Origin of the sequence: Thioclava pacifica DSM 10166 (assembly GCF_000714535.1) — a bacterium.
GTDB lineage: Bacteria > Pseudomonadota > Alphaproteobacteria > Rhodobacterales > Rhodobacteraceae > Thioclava > Thioclava pacifica.
In genome coordinates this window covers 16,780-28,519 of record NZ_AUND01000001.1, presented here as the reverse complement: position 1 = coordinate 28,519, position 11,740 = coordinate 16,780, and the positions used below count along the sequence as shown (strand labels likewise).

Genomic DNA, 11,740 nt, shown 5'->3' with positions numbered 1-11,740 from the left:
TCCTTAGAACGTGGCGCCGTCATTCCTTGGAGTCCCGGCTTGCGCCGGGCTCCTCGGAACTGGCGGGTTTGTCTTCATTCCGGAAAGGGATCGCGGACGTATCCTCGTAGGTCCGGCGCGCACCGGGGCGAAACACCCAGACGACGATGCCGAGGAAGAACGTGAACAGGAAGATCAGAAACCAGCTGTCCGCGAATTCCCTGAGGATGTGATAGTCCATCGCTAAGCCCCCTTACCGGCTGGCCACGGGTTGGAAGGTCGAGAAATCGACCATGGTTCCGAGCACCTGGAGATAGGCGACAAGAGCGTCCATCTCGGAAATGCCCGGGCGACCGTCGAAGTTACGGACGTTGGTGGCGTTGGGATAACGCTCCAGCAGGCCGTCATAGTCGCTGTTCGGGTCCGCTTGGGCGGCAAAGTCCGCCTTCGCGTTCTCGATCATGTCCGACGTATAGGGCACACCCACCATAGCATCGGTCGACAGACGCTGATCGATATGCGCCGGCTCGATCATCCGGTTCAGCAAGAAGCCGTATTTCGGCATCACCGATTCCGGAACGACCGACTGCGGGTTCACGAGGTGATCCACATGCCAGGCATCCGAGTAGCGGCCGCCCACGCGGGCGAGGTCGGGCCCCGTCCGCTTCGAGCCCCACTGGAACGGGTGGTCGTATTGCGACTCCGCTGCCAGCGAGTAGTGACCGTAACGTTCAACCTCGTCACGCATCGGACGGATCATCTGCGAGTGGCAGACGTAGCAGCCCTCGCGGATGTAGATGTCGCGACCGGTCAGTTCGAGCGGCGTGTAGGGACGCATGCCTTCCACATCCTCGATCGTGTTCTCGAGGTAGAAGAGCGGTGCGATCTCCACGATGCCACCGACGGTGACCACGAGGAAGGCGAAGATCAGAAGCAGCGTGGCGTTCTTTTCAATTACGCCGTGCTTGTCGAGAAGTCCCATCTGTTCTCCTCCTTACTCGGCGGGCACTGCGGCAACCGAACGCGATTCCACGCGCGGCTGACGAGCGACCGTCATATACAGGTTGTAGGCCATGATGATGCCACCGGTGAGGTAGAGCACCCCGCCAAGGCCACGGACCACGAACATCGGGTGCATAGCGGCCACCGTGTCGGCGAAGGCGTTCACGAGGAAGCCCTGGCTGTCCACTTCACGCCACATCAGGCCCTGCATGATCCCGGCAACCCACATCGACGCTGCATAGAGCACGATGCCGATGGTCGAGAGCCAGAAGTGCCAGCTCACCAGTTTCAGCGAGTAGAGCCCTTCACGCGCCCACAGACGCGGCACGAGGAAGTAGAGCGTGCCGAAGGTGATCATGCCGTTCCAGCCGAGCGCGCCCGAGTGCACGTGACCGATCGTCCAATCGGTGTAGTGCGACAGCGAGTTCACCGCCTTGATCGACATCATCGGGCCTTCGAAGGTCGACATGCCGTAGAAGCCGACCGACACCACCATCATACGGATGACCGGGTCGGTGCGCAGCTTGTCCCAGGCGCCCGAGAGCGTCATCAGACCGTTGATCATGCCGCCCCAGGAAGGCATCCACAGGATCACCGACATCACCATGCCGAGCGTCGAGGCCCAGTCGGGCAGCGCCGTGTAGTGCAGGTGGTGCGGACCAGCCCAGATGTACAGGAAGATCAGCGCCCAGAAGTGCACGATCGAGAGCTTGTAGGAGTAGACCGGACGTTCGGCCTGCTTCGGCACGAAGTAGTACATCATCCCGAGGAAGCCCGCGGTCAGGAAGAAGCCCACCGCGTTATGGCCGTACCACCACTGCGTCATCGCGTCCTGCACGCCCGAGAAGACCTGCACCGACTTCGAGCCGAAGAGCGAGACCGGGATCGACAGGTTGTTCACGATATGCAGCATCGCGATGGTCACGATGAAGGACAGGTAGAACCAGTTGGCGACGTAAATATGGGGCTCTTTGCGCTTGAAGATCGTGCCGAGGAAGGCAGCCAGATAAGCCACCCAGACGATCGTCAGCCAGATATCGACATACCATTCCGGCTCCGCATATTCCTTCGACTGCGTTGCGCCGAGGATGTAGCCGGTCGCGGCGAGCACGATGAACAGGTTGTACCCCCAGAACACGAACCAGCCGAGGCCGTTGCCGCCGAAGAGCCGCGCAGCGGAGGTGCGCTGCACGACGTAGAAGCTAGAGGCGATCAGCGCGTTGCCACCAAAGGCGAAAATCACCGCCGAGGTGTGCAGCGGGCGCAGCTTGCCGAAGTTCAGATAGCCCTGCGCCCACTCGAAGTTGAGCGCCGGATAGGCCAGCTGGAATGCGATAATGACGGCGACCAGGAAGCCCACGACGCCCCAGAAGGTCGTCGCGATCACCCCGGCGCGAACCACGCCGTCGAAATACTCGTTCTGAGCCACCGGCTGGCGGCTTCCCATGGTGCGAAGCACCCAGATGAATGCGATCGCCGCGGCCAGCATGACCTCGACGGCATTCACCTGATAGGCAAGATCGCGCGCGTTACCGGCCGCAATGGCGGCCAGAACCGCCACAAGGCCAAGCGCGATCAGCTTGATATAATCCCACATTTTGTGCGTCCCTTCGTCTTGTCTGCCCTCGGCTCGACGCTCGCTTCGAGAGAATCCCCCCGAGGTGTGACTGTAGTCCTTGTGATCTGAGGGTATGCACGATGCCTTGATCTGCATCAAATGCTCGCGATCGAACTGCGCCATTCGGTCGCAGCTTTGTGATCTCGCGGCCACCGCTCTTGATCCTTGTCAAAGTCGTACCGATGTGATCGCGTTAGCTTTGTTCCCGAAACGCAATTTGCTTTGTGCAAGGACGGGACCCATGAACTACAAGACCCTTCTCACCATCGTGACGGATCCGGCCGCCGCCGCATCCCAGCTCGATACCGCCGTCGCGGTGGCGCGTCGTCGCGATGCGCATCTCGACGTGCTCTGCCTGGGAGTCGATCGCACCCAAACGGGCTACTACTACGCAGGGGCGACCGCCTTCGTGCAGCAAGAGACGATGGATCGCGCGCAGGACGACGCCCGCAACGCCGAGATCGCGGTGCGCGCGCGGCTTGAAGCCGAGGATATCCGCTGGGGCGTCGACGCCGTTGTCAGCCAGATCGGTGCGATGGCCACGGTGGTGGGGCTGCGCGCCCGCTTTGCCGACCTCGTGGTGATGGGCCGCCCCTATGGCGAAGGCCGCGGGCCGGAAGTCGAGGCCGCGGTCGAGGCCGCGCTTTTCGAAGGTCAGGTGCCGGTGGTGATCGTCCCCGATGGCTACACCGGTGATCTCCCCGCGAAACGCGTCGTGGTCGCCTGGAACCAGTCGCATGAATCGATGCGCGCGATCCGCGCGGCCCTGCCGGTTCTCAAGGCGGCCGAACTGGTCGACATTACCATCATCGACCCGCCCGCACATGGGCCCGAGCGCTCCGATCCGGGCGGTCAGCTCAGCCAGATGCTCTCGCGTCATGGCATTCACGCCGAGGTTTCGGTGCTCGCCAAGACGATGCCGCGCGTCTCGGACGTGCTCAACCGTCACGTCAGCGACACCAATGCCGATGCGATCGTTATGGGCGCCTATGGCCATTCGCGCTTCCGCGAGGCGATCTTGGGTGGCGCGACCCGGCACATGCTGGAAATGGCGGAAGTTCCGGTGCTTATGGCGCATTGAGCGCCCCTGCCCCAAAACGACAAACGGCGTCCCTCGGGGCGCCGTTTTGCATTACCGCTCCGCTCAGTCGGGCGTAATCCTCAGCCCCTTCGATTTGGCCAGCGAGCTGCAATATTTCGTCCAGTCGCGGAAATCCTCGCTGAAGGCCGCGAGCTTGCCGCGCCCGCGCCAGTCATCATAGCTCTCGCGCTGGTAGCGGGCGACATGGCCTGCCGGATCGGCCTGCCCTTCCTCTTGCGCCTGCAACACGGCCGCCGCGCGCCATGCGATTCCCGCCTCGTCGAGCGTCTGCGCACGGACGGGGTCACTCATGAACGTGCTCACGGCATGGAAAAGCCCCGAACATTGCGCCATGCTTTGCGATAGCGGTTGAGCCTGTGCCGCGATCGGGAGCGCGGTCACGACGACGGCAAGAATCAATCGGCGCATTGAAACCTCCAGAAGCGATTACGCGAGGCTACCCTCAAAATCCGGCCAAGATTTGACGCTCAGACTCCCGGCAGATCAATCTCGCCGCGCATCACCGGGACGGCACTGCCCGCAACATGCGCCGCACGCAACTGACCGCCCTCGACCTCAATGCGCAGAACCAGCTCCGATGGGCGCCCCATCTCGACGCCTTGCCGTAGCTGCAACACCGTCTCGCCCTCGCCGACACGACCCTGCGCGACGAGCGGACCGGCTAGGATCGCCGTCGCCGAGCCCGTCGCGGGATCTTCGGGCATGTTCTCGGCTGGCGCAAACATCCGCCCCTGAAAATCGCACCCCTCGCCTGCGGCAAAGACATAGACGCCCAGTTCTCCAACCTGCGCCATCAGCGCGTCGAAACCGGGCTGGATCGGGCGCGCCCGCGCGAGCGCGTCCAGTGAGGCCAACTCGATATAAAGAAATCCCGGTCCACCGCGCCAAAGCTGCGGCACGAGCGCCCCGAGATCATTCTCCGCCACCCCAAGTGCGGCGGCACAATCCGTGCGAGCAGGCGTGACCGCTCCAAGTTCCGGCAGGACCGGCGCGGTCAGCTCGGCCTGCATCCGTCCGCCTTTGGACCAGATCCGCACCGGAACCGGACCCGCCTTTTCACCCAGGACCAGTCGCCCTTCGAAGTCGGGACCATGGCGGGTGGTGGCCAGATGGATCGCCGTGCCGATCGTCGGATGGCCCGCGAAGGGCAGCTCACCCATAGTTGTAAAGATCCGCAACCGCGCCGCGTGGCCCGGCAGGTCGGGCGGCAAGACGAAAACCGTTTCGGAGAGATTGAACTCGCGCGCAATCGCCTGCATCTGCGCGCTGTCGAGACCTTCTGCCTCTTCCACGATCGCCAGAGGATTGCCAGCCAGCGCCCTGTCGGTGAACACGTCGAGGGTCGCGAAGCGCCGCGTCAAACGAGGAAGCCGCCGTCGCAGTCGTCGCCCGCTTCCAGCAGCAGCCGGTCCATATCGGGCACGGTCACATGGCGCTTGCCCTGCAACTCGATCACCCCGTCACGCTTGAGCGCGGACATCTGGCGGCTCACCGTCTCTAGCGTCAGCCCGAGATAATCGGCCATTGCCTCGCGGGTCAGCGGGAGATCGAAGGTCATCCGTGCCGCGGCGGTCGACATCTTGATGGAGGCATCGCGCCGCGCCACGATCGACAGGAGCGATGCAATCTTCTCGCGTGCAGTCTTGCGGCCCAGTAGCAGCATCCATTCGCGCGCCGCGTCCAGCTCGTCGAGGGTCATCTGCAACAGACGCTGCGCGATATGCGGCGTCCGGTCCATCATCTCCTCGAAGGGCTTTTTGCGGAAGCAGCACATCAGGATGTCGGTGGTGGCGGTCACGTTATAGGCCGCACGCGAGCGCCCCGGGCGGCCCACGAAATCCGACGGCAGCAAAAGCCCCACCATCTGCGTGCGTCCGTCCTCGAGCGTCTGCGTCAGAGTCGCGATCCCGGAGACCACCGAGGCCACGAAATCCATCTGATCGCCTGCCCAGATAACCGTCTGCCCCGCTTCGAAGCTGCGGTAATATTTGATCTTTTCAAGCTCTACCAGTTCGTCCGAATCACAACGGGCGCACACTGCCCGGTGTTGAATCGGGCAGTCTCCGCAAGCAAGCGAGACAGGATATACGTCGTCATGAGCCATAGGGTGAAAAGGCTTGATCTGGGTCAAATTCTGTTGCGCGTCTTACCGCTAAAGATACGCATATGGAACAGGAATCGCAACTGACCCGGCTCGGTCTATTCGACGCACGGGTTCCCCGCTATACGAGTTACCCCACCGCGCCGCATTTTTCGGCCGATGTCGGGCCTTCTCATTTTGAACAATGGATCGAGGCGATCCCCGCTGGCGCCTCGATCTCGCTCTACATGCATGTGCCGTTCTGTCGGCGTCTGTGCTGGTTCTGCGCCTGTCGCACGCAGGGCACGCAGAGCGATGAGCCGGTGCGCGCCTATTCCGAGACGTTGCTCGCCGAATTGAAGATGCTCAAGGACCGGCTCGCGCCGGGCGTGAAGCTTTCGCGGCTGCATTGGGGCGGCGGCACGCCGACTCTGATGCCCGCCGATATGATGCGCCGCGTGGCCGATGCCGTCTTCGAGGCTGTGCCGATGGGCGAAGGGGCCGAATTCTCGGTCGAGATCGACCCCAACGAGATCGACGCCGCGCGCATGGATGCGCTGGCCGAGTCGGGGATGAACCGCGCCTCGATCGGCGTGCAGGATTTCGACCCGCAGATTCAGAGCGTGATCGGGCGCGACCAGAGCTACGAGATCACCCGCGCCGCAGTCGAGATGATCCGCGAGCGTGACGTGGCCAGCCTCAACGCCGACATCCTCTACGGCCTGCCGCACCAGACCCCGACGAAGATCGCGGATTCGGTGCAGAAGCTTTTGTCGCTCAACCCCGACCGGGTGGCACTTTACGGCTATGCCCACGTGCCGTGGATGGCGCGGCGTCAGACGATGATCCCCTCGGATCACCTGCCCACCCCACAGGAGCGCCTGAAACTCTTCGAGGTGGCGCGCGAATTGTTCGTGGCCGACGGCTATGACGAGATCGGCATCGACCATTTCGCTCTGCCGACCGACGGTCTTTCGATCGCGCAGAAGGCGGGCAAGCTGCGTCGCAACTTCCAGGGCTACACTGACGATCTGGCCGAGGCCCTGGTCGGCATGGGCGCTTCGTCGATCTCGCGCTTCCCGCAAGGCTATGCGCAGAACGCCTCCGCGACCTCGGCCCATACGGCCGCGATCCGCGAGGGGCATTTCTCGACTGCCCGCGGCCATGAATTCACCGCCGAGGACAAGCTGCGCGCACGGTTGATCGAGGCGCTGATGTGCGATTTCGAGGTCAGCACGGAGGAACTGGTGCGCGACTTCGGCGCGGACCGGGACGAGCTCACCGCGATGTTCAAATCCTGCGCGGATCATTTCGACGATATGGTGCAGCTCAGCGAGGAAGGGCTGCGCATTCCGATGAAAGGCCGTCCGCTGACGCGGATGATCGCCCGCCATTTCGACGCCTATGACCTGTCTAAAGCGGGCCACAGCTCGGCGATCTGAGCGAGAAAGTATGAGGAATGAAAAAGGGGCGGCCACGGTCGTCCCTTTTGCTTTTTGGAGCGCAAGGCGGCCAGCCTTGCCCTCAGCCGCATCCTCGAGAACCCGCAACTCATCCACCAAGCCCCGCACCGCGTAACTCGCCCATGAAAATGCGCCGCAAATCCGATCTGCCTTCGAAACTCTGCGCCCATTGCGCGCGCCCCTTCACCTGGCGCAAGAAATGGGCGCGGGATTGGGACGCGGTGCGGTTCTGCTCGGAACGATGTCGGCGTGAAGCACGCTCGGTCAGGACGGAAGACAGGCCGCGTTGAGAAAGCTCACGATCTCGGGCTCATGTGCGTGAAGACTGTCGCGCAGGTCGTGATCGCCGTGAACCGGCAGGAGCTGCGCGTCGGGGGCGGCGGCGCGCAGGCGCTCGGCGTCGGAAAACGGCGCGGTCACATCTTCCAGCCCATGCACCAGCAGCACCGGGCAGCGCAGTTGCGTCACCGTGTGGATCGGCGCGATCTCGTCGAACCGCGCGCCGATCACGCGCTGCACATGGCGCAGGATATATTGGCCGATCCCGCGAAACGGGATGCGATGCTCGGCCATCCATCGCTGCATCACCTCGCGCGGATGGGCGAAGGCCGAGAGGCTGACGACCGCGCAGATATCGCGCGCCCGCGCCGCATGGAGCAGCACCGCCCCCGCGCCCACCGAATGGCCGATCAGCGCGATCCGCGCCGGGTCGATCCCCGGTTGCGCGCGCAGATGCGCAAGCCCCGCCGCGATATCCTCGGCAAAGCGCGGCATCGAGGTGAAACGCGCGCCATCGCTGCGCCCGTGGCAGCGCGCATCGAGAAACATCACCGCATAGCCCGCCGCGATCAGGGGCGGCGCGAGCCCCAGCATCATCGCCGCATTGGCGCCCCAGCCATGCATGACCAACACCGCCGGGCGCGGGGTCTCGGGCGGACCCCCGGACACTGTCGCGGGCGTGATCAGCCAGCCGAAAAGCCGGGCGCCCTCGGGGCCTGCGATCTGGACCTGCGTCACTTCGGCCCTGCCCAGATCGAGATCGGCAGGCGTCACCTCATGCGCGATCCGAGGCGCAGCCAGCCCGCGCAAAAGCGCGCGATGCACCAGCGCGCGCAGCGCCAGCAGCACCACTCCGAACATCGCGACATACAGGAAAAGATCCGCCATTCCGGCCTCTGCGCTCATCTCCCGCTCAGCTAGGCCCGCGCTGGCGGGCAGACAAGACGAACGGGCCCGCGCGCGACAACAGGCCGCGATCCGCCCGACCCCGCCCTTCCCCCTTTTCCCGAGGCGACGGGGCGGCTATTGCTGACGGCCCGATTGCATCAGGAGAGAGCCTTGGCCCAAACCGATTCCGCCCCCGTCCAAGCCCGTATCGCGCAGACCATTGCGAGTGACATCGCGGCGAGCCCCGCGCAGGTGACCGCGGCGATCGGACTTCTCGATGGCGGCGCGACCGTGCCCTTCGTGGCGCGCTACCGCAAGGAGGCCACGGGCGGGCTCGACGATACGCAGCTGCGGACGCTCTCGGACCGGCTGGGCTATCTGCGCGAGATGGAGGCGCGGCGCGAGACGATCCTCAATTCGATCCGCGAACAGGGCAAGCTGACCGACGACCTGGCGCGGGCCATCGCACGGGCGGAGAGCAAGGCGACGCTCGAGGATATCTACCTGCCCTTCAAGCCCAAGCGCCGCACCAAGGCGATGATCGCGCGCGAAAACGGGCTGGAGCCGCTGTTGCGCGCCATTCAGGACGACCGGAGCGCAGCCCCCGAAGCGCTGGCCGAGGGGTATCTCACCGAGGCCGTGCCCACGGTGAAGGATGCGCTGAACGGCGCGCGCGACATCCTGACCGAGGAACTGTCGGAAAACGCCGATCTGCTGGGCAAACTGCGCGAGTTCATGCGCGCCGAGGCGATGATCGCCGCTCGCGTCGTGCCCGGCAAGGAAGAGGCGGGCGCGAAATTCTCGGACTATTTCGACCATCGCGAAAAATGGGCCAGCATTCCGGGTCACCGAGCGCTCGCCATCCTGCGCGCCGCGAAGGAAGAGGTCGTGACGATGGAGATCGCGCCCGACCCCGAGACCGGCGAGCCGCGCGCGATCGCCACCATCGCGGCCACGCTCGACACCGAAGCCGGGCGACCGGGCGATCTGTGGCTGCGCGACGTGGCGCGGTGGGCGTGGCGGGTGAAATTCTCGGTCTCGCTCTATGTCGATCTGCTGGGAGAACTGCGCCAGCGCGCCCATGACGAGGCGATCAAGGTCTTCGCGCGCAACCTGCATGACCTGCTGCTGGCAGCGCCGGCCGGGCCGCGCGCGACGCTGGGCCTCGATCCGGGCATTCGGACGGGCGTGAAAGCGGCCGTGGTGGACGCGACCGGGAAGCTCCTGGAGACCGCGACGCTCTACCCATTCCAGCCGAAGATGGACCTGCGCGGGGCCGAGGCGAAGATCATCGACATGGTCAAGCGTCATGGCGTCGAGCTGATCGCGATCGGCAACGGCACCGCCAGCCGCGAGACCGAACGGATGGTCGCCGACACGCTCAAGCTGCTGCCGCCGGGCGTGCGCGCGCCGACGAAAGTGGTGGTCTCCGAGGCGGGCGCTTCGGTCTATTCTGCCTCGGAACTGGCGGCGCGCGAATTCCCCGATCTGGATGTATCCTTGCGCGGGGCGGTCTCGATCGCGCGACGCCTGCAGGACCCGCTGGCGGAGTTGGTGAAGATCGAGCCGCAGAGCATCGGCGTCGGGCAATATCAGCACGACGTGGATCAGCGCCGCCTGTCGCAGGCGCTCGACGCGGTGGTCGAGGATGCGGTAAACGCGGTGGGCGTCGATCTCAACATGGCCTCCGCGCCGCTTCTGGCGCAGGTGGCGGGGCTTGGCCCGGCGCTCGCGCAGGCCATCGTGGCGCATCGCGACGCGCATGGCGCCTTCCCCTCGCGCCGCGCATTGATGGAAGTGGCGGGGCTCGGACCCAAGGCCTTCGAGCAATGCGCGGGCTTCCTGCGCATCCGCGAGGGCGAGGAGCCGCTCGATGCCTCCTCGGTTCACCCCGAAGCCTACGCAGTCGCGCGCAAGATCGTGCAAAGCTGCGGCCGCGACATTCGCGAAATCATGGGCCAGCCCGCAGCGCTCAAGGGCCTGCGCGCCGAAGAGTTCGTCACCGGCGAATTCGGACTGCCCACGATCCGCGACATCTTCGCGGAGCTGGAAAAACCCGGCCGCGACCCGCGCCCGAGCTTCAAGACCGCGCAATTCACCGATGGGGTCGAGGATATCAAGGACCTCAAGCCGGGGATGAGCCTCGAGGGGACCGTGACCAACGTGGCCGCCTTTGGCGCCTTCGTTGATATCGGCGTGCATCAGGACGGGCTGGTCCATGTCAGCCAATTGGCCGATCGCTTCGTTAAGGACCCGCATGAGGTGGTGAAGGCGGGCGATGTGGTGCGCGTCCGCGTGACCGAGGTCGATATTCCGCGCAAGCGGATCGGGCTGTCGATGCGCAAGCAATCCGAGGGCGGTGCAAGTCCGCAGGGCCAGAATCCGCGTCAGGGCAAGCCCGGACCGCAAGGCCCGCGCGGGAAAGGCCCGGGTAAAGGGAGTGGCAAAGCTCCCGCGAAGGATAGCGGCAATGGCGCGCTTGGCGCGGCTTTGCGCGATGCGATGAACCGGCGCTGAGGCAGGCCAGGCGGTTTTACCCTCTCGGGTTTTGACTGTCTCGCGGGGCTGTGATCTGATCGCAACCGGGCCATCCGGCCCGCAACGATCACGGAGCCCGCGCGTGCAGCCCGCCTTTCGCACAGAAGCGCTATCGAAGACCTATGGCGAGGGTCCGGCCGCCGTCCACGCCCTGCGCGAGGTGACGCTGGAAATCCCGCGCGGCGAGGTCGTGGTGCTGCTTGGCCCTTCGGGCAGCGGCAAGTCCACCTTTCTGAACATCATCGGCGGGCTCGACCGGCCCAGCTCGGGCAAGGCCTGGTTCGGCGATCAGTGCCTGACCGACATGTCCGAACGCGCGCTCACGCAATACCGGCGCAGCCATGTGGGCTTCGTCTTCCAGTTCTACAACCTGATGCCCAGCCTCACCGCGCGCGAGAATGTCGAGCTGGTGACGGAGATTTCGCATGACCCGATGGATGCGGGCGAGGCGCTGCGGCTGGTGGGCCTCGAAGGGCGGCTCGACCATTTCCCGGCGCAGATGTCGGGGGGCGAACAACAGCGTGTCGCCATCGCCCGCGCCATCGCGAAACGCCCGGCGGTTCTGTTCTGCGACGAGCCGACGGGGGCGCTGGACAGCACGACCGGGCGGCGCGTCTTGCAGGTCCTCAACGACGTGAACCGCGAGCTGGGCACCACCGTTCTGATCGTCACCCATGCGGCGGCGACGGCGGCGATGGCCCATCGCGTTCTGCATTTCACCGATGGCCAGCTGCGCGAGACGATCACCAACGAGACCCGCGCCGATCCGTCCGAGATCGAGTGGTGAGCCG

General features: G+C 64.9%; 12 protein-coding genes. 5 read left to right on the top strand and 7 right to left on the bottom strand.

The window, feature by feature from the left end:
- Positions 1-19: 19 nt before the first annotated feature.
- From TP2_RS00125 to ccoN, 3 genes are read right to left on the bottom strand one after another with little or no spacing between them, the layout of a single operon-like run.
- Positions 20-220 carry a CcoQ/FixQ family Cbb3-type cytochrome c oxidase assembly chaperone gene (locus TP2_RS00125; protein ID WP_038072058.1) on the bottom strand — a complete coding sequence of 67 codons (201 nt, stop codon included), beginning with the start codon at positions 218-220 and terminating at the stop codon, positions 20-22.
- 12 nt (positions 221-232) lie between these two features.
- On the bottom strand, positions 233-961 hold the full coding sequence (gene ccoO / locus TP2_RS00120; protein WP_038072057.1) for a cytochrome-c oxidase, cbb3-type subunit II: 729 nt from the start codon (positions 959-961) through the stop codon (positions 233-235).
- Between the two features lie 12 nt (positions 962-973).
- Positions 974-2,578 (bottom strand): cytochrome-c oxidase, cbb3-type subunit I, encoded by a 1,605-nt coding sequence (ccoN, locus tag TP2_RS00115; protein WP_038072056.1) that lies wholly within the window; start codon positions 2,576-2,578, stop codon positions 974-976.
- A gap of 262 nt (positions 2,579-2,840) precedes the next feature.
- Between ccoN and TP2_RS00110 the strand changes: the two genes are divergently transcribed.
- Entirely contained in the window at positions 2,841-3,680 is an 840-nt protein-coding gene (locus TP2_RS00110; protein WP_038072055.1) for a universal stress protein, read from the top strand.
- A 63-nt stretch (positions 3,681-3,743) separates the two neighbouring features.
- Here TP2_RS00110 and TP2_RS00105 read toward each other — a convergent pair whose 3' ends face one another.
- From TP2_RS00105 to fnrL, 3 genes are read right to left on the bottom strand one after another with little or no spacing between them, the layout of a single operon-like run.
- Positions 3,744-4,109, bottom strand: coding sequence for a hypothetical protein (locus TP2_RS00105; protein WP_038072054.1), 366 nt, complete (start codon positions 4,107-4,109; stop codon positions 3,744-3,746).
- A gap of 59 nt (positions 4,110-4,168) precedes the next feature.
- The gene (locus TP2_RS00100; protein ID WP_038072053.1) at positions 4,169-5,062 is read right to left on the bottom strand and encodes a PhzF family phenazine biosynthesis protein; all 894 of its coding nucleotides are present in this window, start codon (positions 5,060-5,062) and stop codon (positions 4,169-4,171) included.
- Positions 5,059-5,805: a transcriptional regulator FnrL gene (fnrL, locus tag TP2_RS00095; RefSeq protein WP_038072052.1), complete on the bottom strand. Its 747-nt coding sequence runs from the start codon at positions 5,803-5,805 to the stop codon at positions 5,059-5,061. Before fnrL ends, TP2_RS00100 begins: the two co-directional genes overlap by 4 nt.
- A gap of 62 nt (positions 5,806-5,867) precedes the next feature.
- Here fnrL and hemN point away from each other — a divergent pair, with 62 nt between their 5' ends.
- Both hemN and TP2_RS18155 read left to right on the top strand, forming a co-directional pair.
- Complete coding sequence (gene hemN, locus TP2_RS00090; RefSeq protein WP_038072051.1) at positions 5,868-7,223, top strand: oxygen-independent coproporphyrinogen III oxidase; 1,356 nt, start codon at positions 5,868-5,870, stop codon at positions 7,221-7,223.
- Between the two features lie 149 nt (positions 7,224-7,372).
- Entirely contained in the window at positions 7,373-7,534 is a 162-nt protein-coding gene (locus tag TP2_RS18155) for a DUF2256 domain-containing protein (RefSeq protein WP_240473695.1), read from the top strand.
- On the opposite strand, the gene TP2_RS00085 is transcribed toward TP2_RS18155, so the two are convergent.
- On the bottom strand, positions 7,509-8,411 hold the full coding sequence (locus tag TP2_RS00085; protein ID WP_051692072.1) for an alpha/beta hydrolase: 903 nt from the start codon (positions 8,409-8,411) through the stop codon (positions 7,509-7,511). The genes TP2_RS18155 and TP2_RS00085 overlap by 26 nt on opposite strands.
- Before the next feature lie 171 nt (positions 8,412-8,582).
- On the opposite strand from TP2_RS00085, the gene TP2_RS00080 reads away from it, so the two are divergent.
- Both TP2_RS00080 and TP2_RS00075 read left to right on the top strand, forming a co-directional pair.
- Positions 8,583-10,928 carry a Tex family protein gene (locus tag TP2_RS00080; protein WP_038072050.1) on the top strand — a complete coding sequence of 782 codons (2,346 nt, stop codon included), beginning with the start codon at positions 8,583-8,585 and terminating at the stop codon, positions 10,926-10,928.
- A gap of 103 nt (positions 10,929-11,031) precedes the next feature.
- Positions 11,032-11,736, top strand: a complete 705-nt coding sequence (locus tag TP2_RS00075; protein ID WP_038072049.1) for an ABC transporter ATP-binding protein — start codon at positions 11,032-11,034, stop codon at positions 11,734-11,736.
- The last annotated feature ends 4 nt before the right edge of the window (positions 11,737-11,740 follow it).